At 58.3% G+C, this 22028-nt stretch carries 22 protein-coding genes; 14 read left to right on the top strand and 8 right to left on the bottom strand.

The genetic code is table 11. The annotated features are described in order from the left end of the window. Positions 1–61 precede the first annotated feature (61 nt). Positions 62–463 (top strand): hypothetical protein, encoded by a 402-nt coding sequence (locus tag KGB23_RS16175; protein WP_042932429.1) that lies wholly within the window; start codon positions 62–64, stop codon positions 461–463. Between the two features lie 55 nt (positions 464–518). Here KGB23_RS16175 and asd read toward each other — a convergent pair whose 3' ends face one another. Genes asd through KGB23_RS16160 form a run of 3 tightly spaced genes read right to left on the bottom strand, consistent with a single transcriptional unit; the run spans position 519 to position 3794 of the window. After that, complete coding sequence (gene asd, locus KGB23_RS16170; protein WP_046045706.1) at positions 519–1379, bottom strand: archaetidylserine decarboxylase; 861 nt, start codon at positions 1377–1379, stop codon at positions 519–521. Between the two features lie 18 nt (positions 1380–1397). Continuing rightward, positions 1398–2213, bottom strand: a complete 816-nt coding sequence (locus KGB23_RS16165; protein ID WP_223431793.1) for a rhodanese-like domain-containing protein — start codon at positions 2211–2213, stop codon at positions 1398–1400. 42 nt (positions 2214–2255) lie between these two features. After that, entirely contained in the window at positions 2256–3794 is a 1539-nt protein-coding gene (locus KGB23_RS16160) for an HDOD domain-containing protein (RefSeq protein WP_223431792.1), read from the bottom strand. A gap of 166 nt (positions 3795–3960) precedes the next feature. Here KGB23_RS16160 and motA point away from each other — a divergent pair, with 166 nt between their 5' ends. From motA to KGB23_RS16135, 5 genes are all read left to right on the top strand, one after another. Beyond that, positions 3961–4812: a flagellar motor stator protein MotA gene (motA, locus tag KGB23_RS16155; protein WP_223431791.1), complete on the top strand. Its 852-nt coding sequence runs from the start codon at positions 3961–3963 to the stop codon at positions 4810–4812. A 3-nt stretch (positions 4813–4815) separates the two neighbouring features. After that, positions 4816–5844, top strand: coding sequence for a flagellar motor protein MotB (gene motB, locus KGB23_RS16150; protein WP_223431790.1), 1029 nt, complete (start codon positions 4816–4818; stop codon positions 5842–5844). A 410-nt stretch (positions 5845–6254) separates the two neighbouring features. Continuing rightward, entirely contained in the window at positions 6255–6524 is a 270-nt protein-coding gene (locus KGB23_RS16145) for a hypothetical protein (protein ID WP_223431789.1), read from the top strand. A gap of 253 nt (positions 6525–6777) precedes the next feature. Next, on the top strand, positions 6778–7758 hold the full coding sequence (locus KGB23_RS16140) for an ImmA/IrrE family metallo-endopeptidase (RefSeq protein ID WP_223431788.1): 981 nt from the start codon (positions 6778–6780) through the stop codon (positions 7756–7758). Next, positions 7759–8400, top strand: a complete 642-nt coding sequence (locus KGB23_RS16135) for a hypothetical protein (protein WP_223431787.1) — start codon at positions 7759–7761, stop codon at positions 8398–8400. Between the two features lie 409 nt (positions 8401–8809). Here the strand turns inward: KGB23_RS16135 and KGB23_RS16130 are convergent, their stop codons facing one another. The 4 genes from KGB23_RS16130 to rsgA form a co-directional block, all read right to left on the bottom strand. After that, positions 8810–9295, bottom strand: coding sequence for a toll/interleukin-1 receptor domain-containing protein (locus tag KGB23_RS16130; protein ID WP_223431786.1), 486 nt, complete (start codon positions 9293–9295; stop codon positions 8810–8812). Then, positions 9295–10254, bottom strand: a complete 960-nt coding sequence (locus KGB23_RS16125) for a caspase domain-containing protein (protein ID WP_223431785.1) — start codon at positions 10252–10254, stop codon at positions 9295–9297. The genes KGB23_RS16130 and KGB23_RS16125 overlap by 1 nt, the downstream gene beginning before the upstream one ends. Positions 10255–10257: 3 nt before the next feature. Then, complete coding sequence (locus KGB23_RS16120; RefSeq protein WP_123369060.1) at positions 10258–10665, bottom strand: TIR domain-containing protein; 408 nt, start codon at positions 10663–10665, stop codon at positions 10258–10260. Positions 10666–10877: 212 nt separating this feature from the next. Next, a complete protein-coding gene (gene rsgA / locus KGB23_RS16115) occupies positions 10878–11909 on the bottom strand; it encodes a small ribosomal subunit biogenesis GTPase RsgA (RefSeq protein ID WP_046056847.1) in 1032 nt (343 codons plus the stop codon). Between the two features lie 107 nt (positions 11910–12016). On the opposite strand from rsgA, the gene orn reads away from it, so the two are divergent. From orn to KGB23_RS16100, 3 genes are all read left to right on the top strand, one after another. Beyond that, positions 12017–12559: an oligoribonuclease gene (orn, locus tag KGB23_RS16110; protein WP_056746367.1), complete on the top strand. Its 543-nt coding sequence runs from the start codon at positions 12017–12019 to the stop codon at positions 12557–12559. A gap of 179 nt (positions 12560–12738) precedes the next feature. Continuing rightward, positions 12739–13350 (top strand): trimeric intracellular cation channel family protein, encoded by a 612-nt coding sequence (locus KGB23_RS16105; protein ID WP_008153267.1) that lies wholly within the window; start codon positions 12739–12741, stop codon positions 13348–13350. A 168-nt stretch (positions 13351–13518) separates the two neighbouring features. After that, positions 13519–14568: a Fic family protein gene (locus KGB23_RS16100; RefSeq protein WP_223431784.1), complete on the top strand. Its 1050-nt coding sequence runs from the start codon at positions 13519–13521 to the stop codon at positions 14566–14568. On the opposite strand, the gene queG is transcribed toward KGB23_RS16100, so the two are convergent. Then, positions 14565–15653 carry a tRNA epoxyqueuosine(34) reductase QueG gene (queG, locus tag KGB23_RS16095; protein ID WP_223431783.1) on the bottom strand — a complete coding sequence of 363 codons (1089 nt, stop codon included), beginning with the start codon at positions 15651–15653 and terminating at the stop codon, positions 14565–14567. The two genes, KGB23_RS16100 and queG, sit on opposite strands and share 4 nt — an antisense overlap. A gap of 63 nt (positions 15654–15716) precedes the next feature. Here queG and KGB23_RS16090 point away from each other — a divergent pair, with 63 nt between their 5' ends. From KGB23_RS16090 to miaA, 5 genes are read left to right on the top strand one after another with little or no spacing between them, the layout of a single operon-like run. Then, positions 15717–17216: an NAD(P)H-hydrate dehydratase gene (locus tag KGB23_RS16090; RefSeq protein ID WP_223431782.1), complete on the top strand. Its 1500-nt coding sequence runs from the start codon at positions 15717–15719 to the stop codon at positions 17214–17216. After that, positions 17204–17674, top strand: coding sequence for a tRNA (adenosine(37)-N6)-threonylcarbamoyltransferase complex ATPase subunit type 1 TsaE (gene tsaE, locus KGB23_RS16085; protein ID WP_223431781.1), 471 nt, complete (start codon positions 17204–17206; stop codon positions 17672–17674). Before KGB23_RS16090 ends, tsaE begins: the two co-directional genes overlap by 13 nt. Further along, positions 17675–19102 carry an N-acetylmuramoyl-L-alanine amidase gene (locus KGB23_RS16080; RefSeq protein ID WP_317851620.1) on the top strand — a complete coding sequence of 476 codons (1428 nt, stop codon included), beginning with the start codon at positions 17675–17677 and terminating at the stop codon, positions 19100–19102. Then, positions 19099–21009: a DNA mismatch repair endonuclease MutL gene (mutL, locus tag KGB23_RS16075; protein WP_056746359.1), complete on the top strand. Its 1911-nt coding sequence runs from the start codon at positions 19099–19101 to the stop codon at positions 21007–21009. Before KGB23_RS16080 ends, mutL begins: the two co-directional genes overlap by 4 nt. Continuing rightward, the gene (miaA, locus tag KGB23_RS16070; RefSeq protein ID WP_150656631.1) at positions 21009–21980 is read left to right on the top strand and encodes a tRNA (adenosine(37)-N6)-dimethylallyltransferase MiaA; all 972 of its coding nucleotides are present in this window, start codon (positions 21009–21011) and stop codon (positions 21978–21980) included. Before mutL ends, miaA begins: the two co-directional genes overlap by 1 nt. Positions 21981–22028 lie beyond the last annotated feature (48 nt).

Genomic DNA, 22028 nt, shown 5'->3' with positions numbered 1-22028 from the left:
GTCGTACGGCCTGCTGCCTACGCAGGGCAGGTCTCTTTGTAACTTCAAGGAGATGAAGTTTATGTCTAGATATGTAGTGGCAAATCAATGGGGCGGTAGTTCGGCACCCTGGCATCCGGGCGGAGACTGGACGCTAGGCGCGCGGGACAACCAGAACGTTGTCGCGATCGAGATCAAATCGGGCGATGGCGGGAAGAGTTTCACCGGCACCATGACGTATGCGGGTGAAGGTCCCATTGGTTTCAAGGCTCAACGCACGGGCCAGAACCAGTACAACGTTGAAAATCAATGGGGCGGCAACGATGCCCCGTGGCATCCGGGTGGCAAATGGGTCATCGGAGGTCGGGATAATCAGAACGTTGTGGCGTTGAGCGTGACCTCCAGCGATGGAGGGAAAAACCTCAGTGGCACCAATACCTACGCCAACGAAGGGCCGATCGGCTTCCGTGGACAGATAGAGTAACGGCACCACCGAAATGTCCGACCCCGCGAAGACGTTCGCGGGGTCGGATCAGGGATCAGGCTTTTGCCAGACCCATGCCCTGGCCCATCTGCACCGGCGAACCGGCCGCCAGTTCTTCAGCCCACTTCACTTGATCAGGCCCGAACAGCACGACAGCGGTCGAACCCAGTTTGAACCGACCGAGTTCTGCACCTTTCTCCAAATGGATCGGCGCACGGGCAGCTTCGTCGTAGCGGAAGGTTTTCAGCTCGCGTTTCGGCGGCGTGACCAACCCGGCCCAAACGGTTTCGATCGACGCAACGATCATTGCACCCACCAGCACCACGGCCATCGGCCCGCGCTCGGTGTCGAAAATGCACGCCACACGCTCGTTGCGGGCGAACAGTTCCGGAACGTTTTCAGCGGTGGTCTGGTTGACCGAGAAGATCCGGCCCGGGATGTAGACCATCTCGCGCAGGGTGCCGGCCAGCGGCATGTGTACGCGGTGGTAGTCCTTCGGCGACAGATAAATAGTCGCGAAATCACCGCCCATGAACGGCGCTGCGTTGGCAGCGTCGCCGCCCAGCAATTCCAGCACGCTGAAGCTGTGGCCCTTGGCCTGGAACACGCGACCGTGTTCGATCGGGCCAAGTTGGCTGACCGCGCCGTCGGCCGGGCTGAGAATCGCGCCTGGCGTCTCGTCCAGCGGGCGAGCGCCGTCCTTCAAGGCGCGAGTGAAGAACGCATTGAAATGCTCGTAGGCCGTCAGGTCTTCGACCAGCGCCTGCGACATGTCCACCTGATAACGCTTGGCGAACCACGCGGTAAACGCGTTTTTGAACCAGCGCACGCGGCATTCGGCAATGCAGCCGGCCAGTCGCGACAGCAGGTGATGGGGCAGCAGGTATTGGCTGAGGATAAACAAACGCTTATTCATTAACTGTCCTTAAAAACCTTAAATCTCTACGGGCGTATCGGGGTGGTTGCCCCATTCGCCCCAGGAACCGGCGTAGCCTTTGACCCGCGGATAACCGAGGGATTTGGCCACCAGATAGGTGAAGCCAGAACGATGGTGAGTCTGGCAGTGGGTAATCACTTCTTTGTCTTTGCTGATCCCGAGTTTTTCCAGGATCTGCGGCATGTCGGTGCGGATGCGCAGGTTGCGCGTCTGATCCATGCCCGCGGTCCATTCGAAATTGACCGCGCCGGGAATGTGCCCGGCCTTGGCCGCCAGGACTTTCTCGCCGGAGTACTCCAGAGGCCCACGTGCGTCCCAGATCGCCAGGTCGGCGGCACCTAGACGGCTTTGCAGGTACTCGCGGGTGGCAGTGGGTTCGTCGTGCAAGGTCAACGCAACCGGGCCGCCGACCGCTGCCGGGATCTGGATCGACATGGGCAAACCTTCTGCCAGCCAGGCTTTCAGGCCGCCGTCGACATAGTGGTACTTGCTGTGGCCGATGACATCCAGCAGCCAGATAAAGCGCCCGGCCCAACCGCCGCCTTCGTCGTCATAGACCACGTAGACCGCATCGGGGTTGTGTCCCAGCTCACCGAACAACGTTTCGAGTGCCGCTTGCGACGGCATCAGGCCCGGCGCAGGCGCCTGACCGAGTTGTGTGCGTTTCGGATCGACAAAACGCGCACCAGGGATATGCCCTTCGGCATAGCGGGCGCTGCTGGTCAGGTCCACCAGAATCAGTTCGCGGGAGTCGAGACGGGCGAGCAAGTCGCTCGGCTCGATCACCAGCGGCAAGCCAGAGAAGTCAGACATGTGAGGTCTCCAGAACACAAAGGGGAGGATTGTATAGCAGCGTCATTGGCCGCGGTGACTAAAGCTGTGCAGGGCTTTCTCGATGCACTGCGCGGTTTTGCCGAAGGCTTGCACGGTGATTTCCGAGAACGGCCCGCCGCCCTGATCCGCCACCACAATCATGATCACCCGACCATTATTGACCAGTGAGCGCAACAGCAAGTGTTCGCCGCCGAACTGTGAGCGCAGGCTGGCCGGTAACAGGGCCGAAAATTGCGCGTTGTTGGCCGGCGTCAGGCGTACCTGGGCCTGCTGCGAGAGCAGGCGTTGCAGCACGGTGCTCTGGCTGACGACGAAGTTCAGACCGGCCACTTCTTTTGGCAGCCCGGCCGTCTGGTGCACTCGCAGATTGTCATGGGTGCGGTCGGCCATCAGGATCATCACCCGACGCATGCCGCACGCGACCAAAGCGTCCCGGGCAGACGTGGTCAAGTGCATGGCATTGGTGAAGCGACTCGGCTCGACCAGCAACTCTGCACATTGTCTGCGCCATTTCGCCAGGTCTTCGGCAGTCGGTGCCGGGGCCGGCAGCAAGCCCGCGTGCACGCGGTTCATGCCCCACGGCCAGATCAGTGAAACGGCCGGGTGCCAAAGGTCTGGCATCGCATGATGACGGGCGCTATTGGCGGCCTGTTCGTGCAACTGCTGCTGCACTTCGTCCATCGGCATTTGCAGGTAAAGGCTGGTCAGGTACTGCCAGCGTTCGCTGTGCGGACTGTCCCAGGCCTGTTGCGCCGACAGCGCCAGACCGTTGGCCAGCAGCACCGTATTGGCCGGTTGATTGAGCCAGCGGCGCAGGGTCGGATCGTCATCGAGGCGGTTCTGCTGGCGCAATGGATGATCGCTGTCGCGCGCGATGCGCAGGACTTTCACCAGCTCACGCTGCTCGTTGAGCAGCAGCCGATAACCCTGCTGCACCCAGATCGGCAGGCGCCAGATGTCCACGAGCGCCAGGCAGATATCCAGCAGGCGTACGCCGAACAATTGCTTTTCAACTTTGCGCGCCGACTCGCCTTTATGCATGACCCGCAGCTCCCACTCTTCGAGCAACTGCGGATGGGTCAACGCCATCGGCCAGAGGGGCGAGAGAAACAGCAGGCTGCCCCAATGGATGTCTTGCCACAGCCGCGCCAGGCGACTGGCGAAAAAACCGTTGGCCTGTTGGGTCGCGTGCTGGCTGATCAGCTGCAGCTGACGCAGGGCGATCGGAGTGTCTAACTGAGGCACGGCGGGAAGGCGGGCGAGCAGTTCTTCGGTGCGCTTCAAACCGAGGCGATTGATCGCCACCTCAAGGTTTTCCGCAGGCTCGGTCATGCTGCCATGGGTGTGACGATTGGCTTCGCGAATCACGCTCAAGGCCAGCGCGGGGCTGTCCTGTATCAGTTCGGCGATATCGCGCAAAGAGCTGCGACTGTTGGCGATGGCCTTGCAGACACGGTCATGACTGGCTTGCGGAACGGGCAGGCGCACGCCATCGAGAAGCTTGACCCAGCCTTCGAGAGTGGTTGGTTTTGGAGTTGGAACGTTCGTTTCGTTAGCCATGGTTGGACGCGATCATCGTCTGCATTACCTATGCCCGGAGCGGGCCAAATTGGCTTTTCGCCTGAACTGGCTATAGTCTGGCGCAGTTTTGCCGATAAGTAGAAGAAGAGATTTTTTAACTTCCGAATATGACCTTGAACCCGACTCAGTAAGTGCTCTCCTACCTATGGCTAAAATTATCGGCATCATCGTCGTATTCGCGAGCGTGCTCGGCGGATACGTGCTCTCCCACGGCAAAATTGCCGCCCTGATTCAGCCCTTCGAGGTGATGATTATTGGTGGTGCGGCACTCGGTGCATTTCTGCAGGCCAACCCCGGTTACATGACCCTGCACGTGCTCAAGAAATCCTTGGGCATGTTCAGTTCGCGTTTCAACCACACGTTCTATCTGGAAGTGCTGGGCCTGATCTACGAGATCCTCAACAAGAGCCGCCGCGAAGGCATGATGGCGATCGAAGGCGACATTGAAGATGCCGCCGCGAGCCCGATTTTCGCCAAGTACCCGGCTGTGCTCAAAGACGAACGCATGACCGCATTCATCTGCGATTACCTGCGCATCATGTCCTCCGGCAACATGGCTCCCCATGAGCTTGAAGGCCTGTTCGACATGGAGCTTTACAGCCTCAAGGAAGACCTCGAGCATCCGTCCCATGCGGTGAACGGTATTGCCGACGCCATGCCCGGTTTCGGTATCGTCGCGGCGGTACTCGGTATTGTGGTGACCATGGCTTCCCTGGGTGAAGGCGATCAGAAATCCATCGGCCTGCACGTCGGTGCGGCACTCGTCGGTACCTTCTTCGGTATTCTCGCGGCGTACGGTTTCTTCGGTCCGCTGGCCCATTCCCTGGCCCACGATGCCAAGGAAGAACTGAACGTCTACGAAGCCATCAAGGCCTCGCTGGTGGCTTCGGCTTCCGGCATGCCGCCATCGCTGGCGGTAGAGTTCGGTCGCAAGGTTCTGTACCCGGCGCATCGTCCTAGCTTCGCTGAGCTGGAACAAGCGGTTCGCGGTCGCTAAGTCATGGAAAATAACCAGCCGATAATCATCAAGCGCGTCAAGCGCATCGCCGGCGGGCATCACGGGGGCGCCTGGAAAATCGCCTTCGCGGACTTCGCGACGGCGATGATGGCGTTCTTCCTGGTGCTGTGGCTGCTGTCCACCGCAACGCCTGAACAGAAGATCGCCATCGCCGGTTACTTCAAGGACCCGGTCGGCTTTTCCGAAAGCGGCACGCCGTACATCATCGACCTGGGCGGTACGCCGACCCTGGCGCCGGAGAACACCCTCAACCCCGAGGTGAAATCTCAGCCGCAGCCCGACAAGGTGACCATCGACGCCGAGCAGGTTGAAGGCATGGCCGAGCAGGTCGAGAAGGAACGTCTCGAGTTGTTGCTGCAAGAACTGCAGACCAAGGTTGAAGAGAACCCGCAGCTGAAGAAATTCAAAGACCAGATCAGTTTCGAAATCACGCCGGACGGTTTGCGCATCCAGATCGTGGACGCCGAAAACCGGCCGATGTTCGACTCCGGCAGTGCTCGTCTGAAGCCGTACTTCGAAGACATCCTGCTGGCCATGGCCGACACCATCAAAGCGGTGCCGAACAAGATCAGCATCAGCGGCCACACCGATGCCAAGCCGTACACGGGCACCGGTGACTTTGGTAACTGGGAACTCTCGGCCAACCGTGCCAACGCGGCACGTCGTGCGCTGGTTGCCGGCAGCTATCCGGATGCGCAGGTGGCGCGTGTCGTCGGTTATGCCTCGTCAGCACTGTTCGATCGCGAGCACCCGTTCAATCCGGTCAACCGCCGTATCGACATCGTGGTACTGACCAAGAAAGCCCAGCGTGCCATCGAAGGTTCGCAAGGTACGGAACCGGCTCCAGAGCCGGCGCAAGGGCAGGGCGGCCCGGGCGAAGTGCCCGTCACGCCAGCCGATCCGAATGCGTTGCCGGCGGATAAAGAACCGTTGCCGGCGCACGAACTTCGCGAGCGGTTGAACCTGTTCGACAACCCGACACCGAAACCGGGTGATCCACCCAAGCAGTGACCCATGAAAAAGCCGACAGCGATGTCGGCTTTTTTGTGCCTGTAAGAATGAATTTAAGTCCGACCGATTGCGGTAAAAATCATGGAATGAGGGCATGTCCGAGAAAGGTGTAGGAAGTCTCCGAGACGTATAAACCGGGTTTTTCTTCGCTTAAGGCTCGCCTATAGTTTGTCCGTCGCCGACGAATCGGTGATCGACTTTAGCCAGTCGTAACAGATGATGCACAAGCGCCCGTATAATCGCGGCGCTTTTTGCTGCCTGACATCTACATGTCTATGGTGGCTGTGCGTGGGACACCTTCGGGTGTGCCGGGTTCATCTGTCCGGTTGGCTAACCCGCGTACAGCTACCACCCCAATTCGTTTAGCCACGAAAGGGTGGGAGTTTCACCAATCAGATGAGATTCAAGTCATGCCTAAATTTCACCCGCTCCAAGGCAACTTTAGCGTCGACCCGACGCTATACATCGACACTGAAGCCCGTGCTTCCGACCTTCTTGAAACCGCCGTCCACCGACTCAAAGCCGCGCGTAATCTGCTTAACAGCGTCACCTGCCTGTGCGTCAAAGAAGCCGAAGGACACGACCTGGAGCATTTCGCCAATGCTGCGCATATGTTGATTCAGGACGGCTGCGACGCCTTGGATGCGCTGGGCTGGAAGCTGGAAAAGGCAACGCGCTGAAGATCAGAAAGCCGCGGTATTCGCGGCTTTTTTTGACCTGTGGAAACCGGCTAAAAAAGGGGGGAGGTGCCACCAGAACCTGTGTTCCGGCAGGGGCGCTGGCTGACTCCGATGAGCAACACGGTCTGTATCTCTGCATACCTTGCAACTGCTACAAAGAATCTATACTGTCCCGTGAGTTTTGCGGCAAGACATGATGTCTACTGCTTGAGCTACCCGTTTCATGTGATGCCATTCTAGGGAGGAAGGATCTATGACCACAGTTCAAAGTCTTTACTCCGCCTTAGACAAACAGGGCATTTCGAAAAAAAAGCTCGCTCTTCTGCTGCCTGACTGGTGGACAGATGAGGTAGAGGCGTCGCCGTCAGGTGTGCAGCAAGCCAAGGTTTATTTAGCCAAGGCATTAAGCCTGCGTATGCGTCCTTTCAGTGAAACGCCTCCCCGGATTGAATTCGATTTACCGGCAGATAAGCGATTTAAAAAGTCTGCCAAAACCTCTGAATCAGACGTGAATCTTGCGGTTGCCTTGGCTCGTAGCGCCTCGCGCCTCGCGCTTTCTGCGCTCGATACTCAATTCGCTCCGCCTCCACCGGACGCACTGGCGATTCGGGAGCACTTTCTTTCGTCGGGGGCTCCTTGGGTGGGCTTGTCTGCGTTGCTCGACTATTGTTGGAGCATTGGCATCCCAGTTATCCACTTGGCTACACCTCTGCTCGGCCGGAAAATGGATGGCATCGCCATGGCGATCAATGGCCGGCCATCGATCGTCCTTTCTAACAATCGAAAAAGCGGTTTCTTGCTTTTCCATTTGGCACATGAGCTTGGGCATATTGCCTTGGGTCATGTCGGTGCAAATGGAACGATTGTCGATGATGAAATCAAGGAAGGCGACGCGCTAGACAAAGATGCCGACGAACTTGCCGCAGACCAGTTTGCGATTCAGTTATTGACCGGTAATGCTCATGGCAATTTAAAGCTTCAGCAGCTGGTCAAAGCACCTGTGCTGGCGCGAATGGCAATGCAGTATGGAAAAGACCATCAAATCGATCCTACGCATATCGTTTTGAATTGCGCTCATAACAACAAGAGCATATTTGCACTGTGTGTTTCTGCCGCAAATTTCATCGCTGGAGAAAGCACTGATCAGGCGATGGTTACAGATTTTGTTTTCCGGCAGCTTCGAGAGAATCTCAAAGACGACAGCGAGCATTTACTGCGGAAACTGATCGCATAAATGATTCTCCTCACCGACAACGACATATTGGTAAAGCTAGCTCAATGTGACTTGATTGAAGAAGCTTTATCAGTTTTTCAGTGTGGACTTGCTGATTGCTACGTTCTAGACAGTGCCAAGCACTCTCTCTACTTAAATGATGTGGAAAAGTGCGTATCCAGGCGCGTCGGCAGCTACCAATCCTATGATCGGCTTTGTAGTCTCGTCCATTCATGCCGCGTGCTTGGTGCGGCCGATGAAGACTTGGATTTCATGGACGAATTGCTTCAAATCGACAGCATCGATGGTGGCGAGCTTTTGTTGTTGATGCATGCCTTCTCCCTCTATCAAAATCAGCAACCTTACTCATTTACCACGGGTGACAAGCGCGCACTCGTGGGTATCTTGATGTCGCAGTCAGATAGAGCAAAGCAGATACTTTTCCAGCGCGTGGAATGTGTCGAGTCGATCATTCTGAAAACAATCCAAATATACGGTTTCCCGCATATCAGCACGAAGCTCATACACGCTCAGTCCCTTGTGGCTGCGGAAAAATATGACAAGGTTCTAAGAATGGCATTCGGTGCCGGACGTGATGAACATCACTCTCATACCTGTCTTTCTCAATACCTCGCGCCCGTCGGTCAATTCATTAAGCCCTAATCTATATTGGGCTCGGCAGTCCTCCAGAGCCCTGTTAAATGCTCAGAAGGGTTGTTCGCTTCACGCAATTGATCAGACAGAAAATGGTGCTCGCTGAGCCTGCGTCAAACCCTGAAGGTTACAAAAGGGTGGATGGCGACCGCTTGATCAAGACCATTCAAGTAGCCTTCAGCCTCAATAAATTCATTTTTTTCGCACGGTATCACTAGCGCTGATAGCGTGCAAAAATCCTGTTATTTGGCCGAGAGGGCTCTGTAACGCCAATTTTGGGACGTAAGATTTGTTGGCTGAGCGGTTATTGCTCAACAGCATCATATGCAGTGCGTCAACAGCTCAGCGCATGCAAGACGTCGCAGTCCTGAATGCTGAAGACCAGAAAGCCGCGATCATCGCGGCTTTTTTGTGTCTGTCAGAAACCGCGTCGGATGCGGTTCTTGAGTTGGTCGTGGAACAGGTCTGCATTTCCTTTGTAGATGCTGCGAACCGACTCACTGATCGATTCCAGTCCTATCGAGCGTTTGGTTATCACCTCCTCACGATAAGCATCAATGAAAAAATTGATGTCCGTTTCGCCGCTCAGTTTCGGCCATTTGTCGAGGTACAACGGTAAAGCGCTGGGGCCAACCTGGTACGAGCAGATGCGGCGATTGCTGATGGTCGCTTCTCCGATTTCGAACGGAACCCACCAGGACTGTGCGGTGTTCTCCGAAATCACGGCGAGCAAGTGTGTGCACGCGGTGATGTTGCGGGTGATGACCCCGGTGATGTCTTCAGTGGTTTGTGATTCCGGATCCAGCACGTCGAAGTAGGTCTTGATGTTGGCTTGAATAAGACGGGTGTTAATGGCGATGGCGTGGGGCCGATCGCTATGGCGGTAGCTGATGAATACGGGCATCAGAAATGTCCTTTGATCGCGAGTTCGCGGTAATAGGCGCCGAGGGCGGTCAGGCGGCAGCTGGTGGAGTTGATGGCGGCGTAGTACATGTGCTCGGCGTCCACCGGTTCGATCAGGCTGTGACGGTTGCACTTTTGCAGTTGGGCGAAAACATCGCCGTGGTCTGGATAGAACGATGTTTCGGTGGGTTCGTAGCTTGGGTCGAGCGGGAACACCGATTCTGCCTCGGCGAACCAGTCGGGGAGCTTGCGCAGTATTTCTTTGGGGATCAGTGGCGAGACCTCACGCAATGAAATGAACTGAGACACATTGGTCTTGAAAACAGGCCGTTGTTCCCAGGCATCGAGCGCGTTGTCGACAAAGGAATAGAGGCTGCCGGGGGTGATTTTCCCCAGAATATTGGCGGCGCCACCGTGCAGTGCCTGCAGCAACAGCCCGGTGAAGATGCCGTGACTTGAACCTTCCATTGCCGGCTGTTCTTTTTTACAGGCAGTGAGAATGGTCATTCCCTCGCCAATCACGCTACTTTCGCTACGCAGGGCCCGCATTTCACCGGCAGCGCCGCCTTGGCAGCAATCGAGAATGATGACTTTGTTTTTGATTTTAGTAGCTTTGGTGGCCCAGTTCAGAATGTCACTGAGCCGTATCCCGTCCTTGGCTGACTTGTAGTCCTGGGGAAGCAGCATGCCTTCGTCGGTATCGGTGTCGAAATTGCCGTGGCCGGCGAAATACAGCAGAGCAACATCACAGTCCCCGGAAAACAAATCCTGGATATGGCCTTCGAGTACCTCGCGGCCTAGGTAATCTTCGGCTGAGGTCAGCACGATATTCTTGAAGTTCGGGTCTCCGTCGGCGTCGGTTTTCAGTACTGACGCCATGGCCATCGCGTCGTTGCTACAGCCACTCAATTGGGAAACATGGTTGTAGTTGTTGATCCCGATGAACAATCCCTTGCGCATGGTTCAACCCGCCGCGTGAGTGCGAATGGCACTGATGATGCTGTTGGTGTTCCACGCACACTCCGCGTGTGCTGCCCGGCGCACCACGGTAGAAATCCGCTCCGCACCAAACGGCTTCACCGCAATGATCACCTTGCCCATACGCCTGGCGATCTCGATTTCCTTGTTGATCCACTTGCTGTAGGTCGAATACATCCCCGCCATGATCAGCACTGCCGAGCAGGGCCGGATTTTGTTTTCGATGGCTTCTTCCAGCTGTTTGTCGGTTTTCGCGCCGATGATCGGGTTGTCCGGCGGCACCGAAAAATTTTTGAACGTGAAGCCGGGTTTAGCGTTGAGCAGCCGCACGAGGTTGTCGTGGGCGTGGGGGTAGTTCCACGAATGGCTGATGAACAAATGATAGGTTTGCATGGGTATCCCTCGGTATCGCCAAAATGCGAAGAGGGCTCGAATGTATGCACTTGAGTGGTCGCAACAAGACCCGCACGGATAAAGAGAATTCCCCTACAAGCAGGCGTGAAGGAGCCTTACAGAAGTTTCTGACGTTTAAGTGGTGAGGATATTTGTAGGATGCTACAAGCGGCGCGCCGCCCCGTCAGTGTCGAGGCAGCGGGCGCGTCTGTTTAGTAGCTGGTTTCGGGCAGGCTGGCGATGATCGAACGATAGCTGTTCATCCGTTGCTGCTGTACGCGGCCTTCTTCCAGCGCCTTGAGCAGGGCGCAACCCGGCTCGCGGTCGTGCTTGCAGTCGCGGAAGCGGCAGGTGCCGATCAGGTCGTTGAACTCGATGAAGCCGGCTTCAACGTCGGCACGGCTGACGTGGCCCAGGCCGAATTCGCGGATACCCGGGGAGTCGATCAACTCACCGCCACCGGGGAAGTGGAACAACCGCGCGGTGGTGGTGGTGTGAGTGCCCTGGCCGGACAACTCGGACAACGGGCCGACACGGGCTTCGACTTCAGGCAACAGGCTGTTGACCAGCGACGACTTGCCGACGCCGGACTGGCCGACGAACACGCTGATGCGCCCGTCCAATTGTTTTTGAAGTTGCTCCATGCCGTTGCCGTGGTGCGCCGAGACTTCCAGCACCGGGTAACCCAGCGTGCGGTAAACCGCCAGCAAGGCATTCAACGCCGGGGCGTTCTGCTCGTCGATCAGGTCGAACTTGTTGAGCAACAGCAGCGGACGAATCCCAGCGTGCTCAGCAGCGACCAGATAGCGGTCGATCAAGTTGGCGTGAGGCTCGGGCAGTGGCGCGAAGACGATGACGATCATGTCGACGTTGGCCGCTACTGGTTTGAGCTGACCACGGCTGTCCGGACGGCAGAGTTCGGTTTTGCGCGGCAGTTGCGCCACGATCACACCGATGCCCTGGTTGCCGGCACGCCAGACCACCTGATCGCCGGTCACCAGCGCCGGCAGGTTGGCGCGCAAGTGACAGCGGAACACCTGGCCGGCCAAATCGCCATCGAGGGCTTCGACTTCGACCTGCACACCGAAGTGCGCGATCACCAGGCCCGTTTGTTCCGGACCCAGATCGCCACCCTCAAGTGCCTCGACAGCCGAGGACTCGCGTTTGGCGGCGCGGGCAGCGCGTTCGCCCTGAATCTTTTCGATGCGCCAGTTTTGACGACGATTGAGTTGGCGTTTGGCCATGGGTGTTCCGTATCAAGAATGCAGCGATTAGGTAAAACGGCCGCGAGTTTAGCACGCCCGGCCGGCTGCCTAGGCTAAACTGCGCAGCATTGCCTAGGAGCCGACACATGCAAAACCCGCAGAATCTGATCTGGATCGACCTGGAAATGACTGGTCTGAACCCTGATACCGACGTCATCATCGAAATGGCCACCATCGTCACTGACAGTGACCTGAACACCTTGGCCGAAGGTCCGGTGATCGCCATCCATCACAGCGACGAAATTCTCGCCGGCATGGACGAGTGGAACACCCGTCAACACGGCGGCTCCGGGCTGACTCAGCGCGTTCGCGACAGCCGTATCAGCATGGCCGAAGCCGAAGCCGAGACCATCGCCTTCCTGGAACAATGGGTGCCGAAGGGCAAGTCGCCGATCTGCGGCAACAGCATCTGCCAGGATCGTCGCTTCCTTTATACCCACATGAAATCCCTGGAAAGCTTCTTCCACTACCGCAACCTCGACGTCTCGACCCTTAAAGAGTTGGCCGCACGCTGGGCGCCGGACGTGCGCGACAGCTTCAAAAAGGGCAGCACTCACCTGGCCCTGGACGACATTCGCGAATCGATCGCCGAGCTGCAGCACTACCGCAAGCATTTCATCAAGTTCTGACTGCGGGCTACGGTCCCTGTGTAGGAGCTGCCGCAGGCTGCGATCTTTTGACTTTGATTTTTTAAGATCAAAAGATCGCAGCTTGCGGCAGCTCCTGCATGGGATTGTGTCGGTCTCGCCCTCTTTTGGTGCCGCGACTAAATGGCTAGACTGCGCGCCTTCCTGCAAGGACCGCCGCCATGTTGCTGATGCTTTACCTGATCGCCATTACCGCCGAAGCCATGACCGGTGCCCTGTCTGCCGGCCGTCGCGGGATGGACTGGTTTGGCGTGGTGCTGATTGCTTGCGTCACGGCTTTGGGTGGGGGTTCGGTGCGTGACGTGCTGCTCGGCCACTATCCGCTGACGTGGGTCAAACACCCGGAATACCTGGTGCTGACCTCAGTGGCGGCGATGTTCACGGTCTTCGCTGCACGCTGGATGCGCCATCTGCGCTCGCTGTTTCTGGTGCTCGACGCCGTGGGCCTGGTGGCGTTCACCCTGATCGGCTGCATGACCGCGCTGGAAATGGGCCACGGCATGCTCGTAGCGTCCGTCAGCGGTGTGATCACCGGGGTTTTCGGCGGCATCCTGCGCGACATCTTCTGCAACGACATCCCGCTGATCTTCCGCCGCGAACTCTACGCCAGCGTCTCGTTTGCTGCGGCGTGGTGCTACATGCTCTGCATTTACCTGCAATTGCCCGGCGAACAGGCGATTCTCATCACCTTGTTTGGCGGCTTCCTGTTGCGGTTACTGGCAATCCGTTTTCACTGGGAAATGCCGAAATTCGTTTACAACGACGAAGCCTGATTTCAGCGGGGTGGCATGGTCGGATAAGTGTGTGTTCGAAATATCCTGTCGAGGAAGTCGCTTAGGCTCTTCAGTGAAAATAGGGTAAAAAGTCCATAAATGGGGTGGTGCGTTATTGAATTACCCTGTTTAGTGCTTGAATTACCCTATTTGGCAGGTAAAACATATATGCGGTCACTCACTCCCGAATTTCTCTCAACACTTCGCTACAACGGATTGCAGGTCGCGACGTTGCGGGCTCTCGGTGAGTATCGTGGCAAGCAACAATTGTTCGTTTCCCAATCCCCAGAAATTCTTCAGGACCTGAAGCAGCTTGCAGTCATCGAGTCCGCAGAGTCATCGAACCGATTGGAGGGGGTGGTTGTATCGCCAAGTCGTTTGAAGTCGTTGATTATCAAAAATGCCGACCCGAAAAGTCGCTCCGAGCAAGAAATTGCGGGTTACCGCGATGCGCTTTCTCTTATCCATGAAGCGGCAGAGGGGATGCCATTCTCCGAGGGCGTCATTCGGCAGTTGCACGGCATGCTTTATCGCTATCTACCGCAGGATGGCGGGGAGTGGAAAGCAACGAACAATGACATCATCGAGCGCCATCTGGATGGCAGTTCGCGTGTTCGCTTTCAACCGGTAGCTGCACATCTGACACCCATTGCAATGGTCGATATGGTCACGCAGTACCGCAGAGTACTGGATCAGAATCTGGCAGACCCGCTCGTATTGGTCCCTCTGAGTATTCTCGACTTTCTCTGCATACACCCTTTCTCAGATGGCAACGGGCGTGTAGCTCGCCTGCTTACTTTGTTGTTGCTTTACCAGTTTGATTATCGCGTAGGCCGTTTTATCAGCCTTGAACGGATCTTCGAGGACTCAAAGGAAAGCTATTACGAAACACTTGAGGTCAGCTCTCAAGGTTGGCATGAAGGCAGGCACGATGTTCAGCCATGGCTCAACTATTTCTGGGGCGCGCTACTTCGCGCTTACAAGGAGTTTGAGGAGCGTGTCGGTAAGATCGATAAGCGCCATGGAGGCAAAAGCGATCGAGTTCGAGTTGAGGCATTGAAGCGCACCCTACCGTTTTCGATTACTGAGCTTGAAGAGGCTTGCCCTGGCGTGAGTCGTGACACCGTGCGTATGGTTTTGCGTTCATTGAAAGCTGAAGGGTTAATTGAATCAACTGGGAAGGGGCGAAGTGCCAAGTGGATAAACTTGCATCGCTAAGGGCTCGTTCCATGGCTGCCAGCGCGCAGCTCATGTTGCTTCAGCGCCCACTCCACATGCTCACGCACCAACTCCGACGGGTAATCCCTGCGGGCCTTCAACGCTTCCAGCACAGGAATGCTCGACGGCGCGTTCCCCAGCCCTACCGCCAGGTTTCGCAGCCAGCGCTCGTAACCCGCTCGGCGTAACGGCGAACCTTCGGTGTTGCTGAGAAACTTTTCCTCATCCCACATGAACAGCTCTGCCAGCTCCGCGTTGTCCAGATTGTGTCGTGGTTTGAAATCGCTTTCTCCAGTGGGGCGTGCGAAGCGGTTCCACGGGCAGACGATCTGGCAGTCATCGCAACCGAACACCCGATTGCCAATCAGTGGTCGCAAATCTTCCGGGATCGCGCTTTTCAGTTCGATGGTCAGGTAGGAAATGCAGCGTCGGGCGTCGAGTACATAAGGACCGACGAAGGCGTTGGTCGGGCAGATGTCGAGGCATGCGGTGCAACGGCCGCAATGTTCGGTGCTGTGTGGCGGGTCAACCGGCAGCGGCAGGTCGACAAACAGTTCGCTGAGAAAGAAATAACTGCCAGCCTTGCGATTCAAGACCAGGGTATTTTTGCCGATCCATCCAAGACCGGCCTGTTCCGCGATGGCTTTTTCCAGCACCGGCGCGCTGTCGACGAAGGCACGGAAACCAAACGGGCCGATCTCGGCCTGAATTTTATCGGCCAGTTGTTGCACGCGTTTACGGATCAATTTGTGGTAATCGCGGCCCAAGGCATAACGCGAGACGTAGGCTTTTTCCGGTTGTGCCAGACGTTTGGCCATTTCGGTGTCGCCCGGCAGGTAGTCCATGCGTAGGGAAACCACCCGAAGCGTGCCGGGCACCAGCTCTTCCGGGTGTGAGCGTTTGCTGCCGTGGGCGCCCATGTAGTCCATTTCGCCGTGATAGCCGGCCGCAAGCCAGCGCTCCAGGTGCTGCTCATGCTCGGCCAGGTCGAGGCCGCTGATGCCGACTTGCTGAAAGCCCAGCTCGCGGCCCCAATCCTTGATGGATTGGGCGAGGGCGGGCAGGTCTGTGGTAATTGCGGGCATGAGGCGAGAGAAACCGGAGCTGAGGTGCGTATAATTCTGCCAGACATCGGAGCCCGAAGACGCATGCTGCACACTAAAGATGATTTACCCGACGTGCTGTATAGCGCCGCGCAAGTGCGAGCACTCGATGCGAGCCTGATCGCGGCCGGCACACCGGGCTTCGAATTGATGCAGCGCGCGGCGCGGGCGACCTGGCGTGCGCTGGTCCGTCATTGGCCGACGGCGAACGAATTGAGTGTTGTGGCCGGCCACGGCAATAACGCCGGTGACGGTTATCTGGTGGCCGTGCTGGCCAGACGTGCCGGCTGGCATGTGCGGGTGCTGGCGGCCGGTGATCCCAAGCGTTTACAGGGTGACGCGGCATTGGCCCATGCCGAGGCCGTGTCCGAAGGTGTCGCGGTTCAAGCCTGGAGCGCACAGTCCGAGTTGCGCGGTATTGTGCTGGATGCCTTGCTTGGCACCGGTCTGACGGGAGAGGTGCGAGAACCCTACGCGGGCGTCATTGCGGCGATCAATGGCTGCGGGCTGCCGGTTGCGGCAGTGGATATCCCTTCCGGGTTGTGCGCTGATACCGGCCGAATACTCGGTGCTGCGGTGCGGGCTGACCTGACGGTGACGTTCATCGGCCTGAAACTGGGTCTGTTCACCGGCGATGCTGCAGACAGGGTCGGCGAGTTGGTGTTCAACGATCTGCAAGCCTCCCCCGAGTCGTTTAATGGAGTTGCCATCAGTGCACGTCGCCTGACGGCCAGTTACTTGCCGCGTCTGGCGGGCCGGGCTCCAACCTCCCATAAAGGCAAATTTGGCCACGTCCTGCTGATCGGCGGTGATCGCGGCTTTGGCGGAGCCATCCTGCTAAGCGCGCAAAGTGCGCTGCGTAGCGGTGCGGGCATGGTGTCCGTGGCGACGCGCAGTGAGCATGTTCCGGCCGCGCTGGCGAGAATTCCCGAAGCCATGGTGCTGGGCACTTCGTCGGCCAATCAACTGATGGAACTGCTGCAAAAGGTTTCCGTGCTGGTTGTTGGCCCAGGCTTGGGTCAGGCTTCCTGGGGGCGCAGCCTTTTGTCGGCGGCTGCCAACGCGCCGCTGCCGCAAGTCTGGGACGCCGACGCATTGAATCTGCTGGCCACAGAGCACGTGAGCTTGCCCAAGGATTGTGTGATCACTCCGCATCCGGGCGAAGCGGCGCGCTTGTTGGGGATGAGCACTGCCGAAGTGCAGGCTGATCGTCCTGCGGCGGCTCACGCACTGAGTAAAAAATATACAGCTGTCGTGGTGCTGAAAGGCGCCGGCAGCCTGATCGCCAGCCCCGATGGGCGCCTGGCGTTGTGTCATCAGGGGCATCCGGCCATGGCCACCGCCGGTTTGGGTGATGTGCTGGCCGGTCTGATCGGCGCGTTGCTGGCTCAAGGCATGGGGGCGTTCGACGCCGCCTGCCTGGCCGTTTGGCTGCATGCCAATGCTGGCGCGCAAGAAGGTAAATCGGGCCGTGGGCTGGCGGCCAGTGATCTGATTCCAGCCATTCGTCAGTTGTTGGAGGAGCAAGCACCGTGTCTGAAGTAACCCTGTACCTGGCTGATGAAGAGGCGATGACCGCATTTGGCGCACGCATCGCACAAACCACTGAGGGGCACGGTCTGATTTTTCTCGAGGGGGATCTGGGCGCGGGGAAAACCACGCTGTCCCGGGGCATCATCCGTGGCTTGGGGCATGTGGGCGCGGTAAAAAGTCCGACCTTCACCCTGGTCGAACCCTACGAGATTGGCGACATCCGGACCTTCCATTTCGACCTCTATCGCCTGGTCGATCCTGAAGAGCTGGAGTACCTCGGCATCCGCGACTACTTCGAAGACGACGCGTTGTGCCTGATCGAGTGGCCCGAAAAGGGTGCAGGCTTTTTGCCAAAGCCCGACCTGACCATTACCATTAGCCCGCAAGATGGCGGGCGTTCGCTGAAAATTTTGTCCCAGGGCTCGCGTGGCGAGTCGTGGTGTGCCGCTTTGGCATTGGAAACCAATTAAATGATGGGGTCAGGTATGCGCTTTCGCGCGATGGTAGCTGCCGTAGGATTGTTGTTTTTGGCGGTGACCGTCGACGCTGTGGCCGAGACGAAGGTCAATAGCGTTCGCCTGTGGCGGGCTCCGGACAACACACGACTGGTGTTCGACCTGACCGGTCCTGTCCAGCACAGCGTCTTTACCCTGTCCGCCCCGGATCGGCTGGTCATCGACATCAATGGCGCGACCCTTGGTGCGCCGCTGAACGTCAACACCTCGAACACGCCGATCACCGCCATGCGCTCGGCTCAACGTACGCCGACCGACCTGCGAGTGGTCATCGACCTGAAAAAAGCCGTGACGCCGAAAAGTTTTACCTTGGCGCCAAACGCCCAGTACGGCAATCGCCTGGTGGTCGACTTGTTCGATAACGCGGCCGACGCCGCGCCAATTCCTGCGCCGACCAACGTCGCGACGGTCGCTCCGGTGCCGGTCACTCCGGTGGAGCCTGCAGTGAAGCTGCCGCCAGCCCCGGCCGGCAAGCGCGACATCATTGTGGTCATTGATGCCGGTCACGGCGGCGAAGACCCGGGTGCCTCGGGCTCTCGCGGTCAGCGTGAAAAAGACGTGGTACTGGCCATCGCCCGCGAACTGCAGCGTCAGGTCAACGGCATGAAAGGCTTCCGTGCCGAACTGACCCGCACCGGCGACTACTTCATTCCATTGCGCGGCCGTACCGAAATCGCCCGCAAGAAGGGCGCCGACCTGTTCGTTTCGATTCACGCCGACGCCGCGCCTTCGGCCGCAGCCTTCGGTGCCTCTGTGTTTGCCCTGTCTGATCGCGGTGCTACCTCGGAAACGGCCCGTTGGCTGGCCGACAGCGAAAACCGTTCCGACTTGATCGGCGGTGCCGGCAACGTCAGCCTCGACGACAAGGACCGCATGCTGGCGGGCGTGCTGCTCGACCTGTCGATGACCGCGTCGCTGACCTCCAGCCTGAACGTCGGCCAGAAGGTCCTGAGCAACATCGGCCGCGTCACGCCGCTGCACAAGCAACGTGTGGAACAGGCCGGGTTCATGGTACTGAAGTCGCCGGATATTCCATCGATCCTGGTGGAAACCGGGTTTATCTCCAACGCCAACGAAGCTTCCAAGCTTGCCGCAGCGAATCACCAGCAGGCGCTGGCGCGCTCGATCAGCAGCGGCGTGCGTCAGTTCTTCCAGCAGAATCCGCCGCCGGGCACCTACATTGCCTGGCTGCGTGATTCCGGCGGGATCGCACAAGGTCCTCGTGACCATCGGGTGAGCCCCGGCGAGACGCTGGCTATGATTGCCGTGCGATATCAGGTGTCTCCGGCCACGCTGCGCAGCGCCAACAACCTGTCGAGTGATGAGCTCAAGATCGGTCAGCACTTGACCATCCCCGGCACTGAACTGGCGGCCAAAGAATGAACCAGGTGCTGACCAATACGGCTCGCATCGAGCTGCTCAGCCCGCGACTGGCGAACCAGATTGCCGCCGGTGAGGTGGTTGAGCGCCCGGCCTCGGTGATCAAGGAGCTGCTGGAAAACAGCCTCGACTCCGGCGCCAGGCGTATCGATGTCGACGTGGAACAGGGCGGCGTCAAGCTGCTGCGGGTGCGCGACGATGGCAGCGGCATTTCTGCCGATGACCTGCCGCTGGCTCTGGCGCGTCACGCCACCAGCAAGATCCGTAATCTGGAAGACCTTGAACAGGTCATGAGCCTGGGCTTTCGTGGTGAAGCCCTTGCGTCGATCAGCTCCGTGGCGCGTCTGACCCTAACCTCTCGCACTAAAGATGCCGATCAGGCCTGGCAGGTCGAGACCGAAGGCCGGGACATGGCGCCTCGCGTGCAGCCCGCGGCCCATCCGGTGGGCACATCGGTGGAAGTGCGCGACCTGTTCTTCAACACCCCGGCGCGACGCAAGTTTCTCAAAACCGAAAAAACCGAATTCGATCACCTGCAAGAAGTGATCAAGCGTCTGGCGTTGGCGCGCTTCGACGTGGCGTTCCATCTGCGCCACAACGGCAAGACCATCCTCAGCCTGCACGAAGCCCATGACGACGCGGCTCGTGCCCGGCGTGTGGCGGCGATTTGCGGTTCGGGTTTCCTCGAGCAGGCGCTACCGATCGAGATCGAGCGCAATGGCCTGCATTTGTGGGGCTGGGTCGGCTTGCCGACGTTCAACCGTAGCCAGGCAGACTTGCAGTACTTCTTTGTGAACGGCCGTGCTGTACGCGACAAACTGGTGGCCCACGCGGTGCGCCAGGCCTATCGCGACGTGCTGTTCAACGGTCGGCACCCGACATTCGTGCTGTTTTTCGAAGTCGATCCGGCAGGCGTGGACGTCAACGTGCACCCGACCAAGCACGAAGTGCGCTTCCGTGACGGGCGTATGGTTCATGATTTCCTCTATGGCACCCTGCACCGCGCCTTGGGCGATGTGCGGCCGGAAGACCATCTGGCCGCGCCTGTCGCGACGGCCATCGTTCGACCGACCGGCATTGATGCTGGCGAGTTCGGTCCACAGGGCGAAATGCGTCTGGCGGCCAATGCCTTGCTGGAACAGCCTCAGGCTCAGCCGTCGTTCAATACGCCGGCCGGCTCGGGCGCTGGTGCCGGTTATCAATATCAGTACTCGCCGCGGCCTCAGTCCGGCGTGCCGGTTGCTGAGGCCCAGGCAGCTTATCGCGAGTTTTTTGCGCCGTTGCCAGAAGCGAACGCGGTCGCGCTGCCGGCCGGACAGGACGATATTCCGCCGCTGGGTTATGCACTGGCGCAGCTCAAAGGCATTTACATTCTTTCGGAAAACGCCCAAGGGCTGGTGCTGGTGGACATGCACGCGGCCCATGAGCGGATCATGTACGAACGCCTGAAAATCGCCATGGCCAGCGAAGGCCTGAGCGGTCAGCCGTTGCTGGTGCCGGAGTCCCTGGCGGTCAGTCAGCGTGAAGCCGATTGCGCCGAAGAACACGTCGCGTGGTTCCAGCGCCTGGGCTTTGAATTGCAGCGTCTGGGCCCTGAATCCCTGGCCATTCGGCAGATTCCGGCCTTGCTCAAGCAAGCTGAAGCCAATCGATTGGTCAGTGATGTACTGGCGGATCTGATGGAATACGGCACCAGCGACCGGATTCAGGCGCATCTGAACGAATTGCTCGGCACCATGGCCTGCCATGGCGCGATTCGTGCGAATCGGCGTCTGGCCCTGCCGGAAATGAACGGTCTGCTGCGCGACATGGAAAACACCGAGCGCAGCGGTCAATGCAACCATGGCCGACCGACCTGGACCCAACTGGGCCTGGACGATCTGGACAAACTGTTCTTGCGCGGTCGTTGATGAACCAGCTCCCTCCCGCTATTTTTCTGATGGGGCCGACCGCCGCCGGCAAGACCGACCTGGCCATCGAACTCACCAAAGTCCTGCCTTGCGAGTTGATCAGCGTCGATTCGGCGCTGGTCTACCGTGGCATGGACATCGGCACCGCCAAGCCTTCAAAAGAGCTGCTGGCTGAATTTCCACACCGGTTGATCGATATTCTCGACCCGGCAGAGAGCTATTCGGCCGCCGATTTCCGTCGTGATGCCCTCGAAGCCATGGCCGAGATCACCGCGCGGGGCAAAATTCCGCTGCTGGTGGGCGGCACAATGCTCTACTACAAGGCTTTGGTTGAAGGTCTGGCAGACATGCCAGCGGCCGATCCGGACGTCCGCGCACAGATCGAAGAGGAAGCTGCACGCCTTGGTTGGCAAGCCTTGCACGAACAATTGGCAGTCATTGATCCGGAATCTGCGGCGCGTATTCATCCGAACGATCCGCAGCGACTCAGTCGAGCGCTGGAAGTTTATCGCGTCAGTGGTCAGAGCATGACTGCACTAAGGTTGCGACAATCTGCGCAAAGTACTGAAGCAGCCGCCTCGGGACTGCAACAATTGCCCTATACTGTCGCGAACTTGGCCATTGCTCCGGCAAATCGCCAGGTATTGCACGAGCGCATTAAACAAAGATTCACAAATATGTTGGAACAGGGATTCATCGACGAGGTCGTAGCCCTGCGAGATAGAGGTGACCTGCATTCGGGGATGCCGTCTATACGTGCTGTAGGCTATCGACAAGTCTGGGACTACCTGGATGGCAAGCTGACGCAAGCCGAGATGCAGGAGCGTGGAATCATTGCCACGCGCCAATTGGCAAAGCGCCAGTTCACCTGGCTGCGCAGTTGGGCTGATTTACACTGGCTGGACAGCCTCGATTGCGACAATCTGCCGCGCGCCTTGAAATACCTCGGGACCATCTCCATATTGAGCTGAGTCCTTGCAATTGCCGTCTATCCTTGGGGGTGTGACGGCCCCAAGCCA

Origin of the sequence: Pseudomonas sp. GL-B-26 (genome assembly GCF_019947405.1) — a bacterium.
Lineage (GTDB): Bacteria > Pseudomonadota > Gammaproteobacteria > Pseudomonadales > Pseudomonadaceae > Aquipseudomonas.
Note: the sequence above shows the minus strand (reverse complement) of the source record. Positions and strands in the feature narration are given on the sequence as shown.

Bases quoted from the DNA above. Each gene is read 5' to 3' on its own strand.
- KGB23_RS16080 (WP_317851620.1), top strand. From the start codon at position 17,675: ATGATGGGGTCAGGTATGCGCTTTCGCGCGATGGTAGCTGCCGTAGGA.
- asd (WP_046045706.1), bottom strand. From the start codon at position 1,379: ATGAATAAGCGTTTGTTTATCCTCAGCCAATACCTGCTGCCCCATCAC.
- KGB23_RS16135 (WP_223431787.1), top strand. From the start codon at position 7,759: ATGATTCTCCTCACCGACAACGACATATTGGTAAAGCTAGCTCAATGT.
- KGB23_RS16125 (WP_223431785.1), bottom strand. From the start codon at position 10,254: ATGCGCAAGGGATTGTTCATCGGGATCAACAACTACAACCATGTTTCC.
- KGB23_RS16145 (WP_223431789.1), top strand. From the start codon at position 6,255: ATGCCTAAATTTCACCCGCTCCAAGGCAACTTTAGCGTCGACCCGACG.
- miaA (WP_150656631.1), top strand. From the start codon at position 21,009: ATGAACCAGCTCCCTCCCGCTATTTTTCTGATGGGGCCGACCGCCGCC.
- KGB23_RS16160 (WP_223431792.1), bottom strand. From the start codon at position 3,794: ATGGCTAACGAAACGAACGTTCCAACTCCAAAACCAACCACTCTCGAA.
- KGB23_RS16165 (WP_223431793.1), bottom strand. From the start codon at position 2,213: ATGTCTGACTTCTCTGGCTTGCCGCTGGTGATCGAGCCGAGCGACTTG.
- mutL (WP_056746359.1), top strand. From the start codon at position 19,099: ATGAACCAGGTGCTGACCAATACGGCTCGCATCGAGCTGCTCAGCCCG.
- motB (WP_223431790.1), top strand. From the start codon at position 4,816: ATGGAAAATAACCAGCCGATAATCATCAAGCGCGTCAAGCGCATCGCC.
- KGB23_RS16175 (WP_042932429.1), top strand. From the start codon at position 62: ATGTCTAGATATGTAGTGGCAAATCAATGGGGCGGTAGTTCGGCACCC.
- queG (WP_223431783.1), bottom strand. From the start codon at position 15,653: ATGCCCGCAATTACCACAGACCTGCCCGCCCTCGCCCAATCCATCAAG.
- KGB23_RS16130 (WP_223431786.1), bottom strand. From the start codon at position 9,295: ATGCCCGTATTCATCAGCTACCGCCATAGCGATCGGCCCCACGCCATC.
- KGB23_RS16140 (WP_223431788.1), top strand. From the start codon at position 6,778: ATGACCACAGTTCAAAGTCTTTACTCCGCCTTAGACAAACAGGGCATT.
- orn (WP_056746367.1), top strand. From the start codon at position 12,017: ATGCAAAACCCGCAGAATCTGATCTGGATCGACCTGGAAATGACTGGT.
- rsgA (WP_046056847.1), bottom strand. From the start codon at position 11,909: ATGGCCAAACGCCAACTCAATCGTCGTCAAAACTGGCGCATCGAAAAG.
- KGB23_RS16100 (WP_223431784.1), top strand. From the start codon at position 13,519: ATGCGGTCACTCACTCCCGAATTTCTCTCAACACTTCGCTACAACGGA.
- KGB23_RS16105 (WP_008153267.1), top strand. From the start codon at position 12,739: ATGTTGCTGATGCTTTACCTGATCGCCATTACCGCCGAAGCCATGACC.
- motA (WP_223431791.1), top strand. From the start codon at position 3,961: ATGGCTAAAATTATCGGCATCATCGTCGTATTCGCGAGCGTGCTCGGC.
- KGB23_RS16090 (WP_223431782.1), top strand. From the start codon at position 15,717: ATGCTGCACACTAAAGATGATTTACCCGACGTGCTGTATAGCGCCGCG.
- KGB23_RS16120 (WP_123369060.1), bottom strand. From the start codon at position 10,665: ATGCAAACCTATCATTTGTTCATCAGCCATTCGTGGAACTACCCCCAC.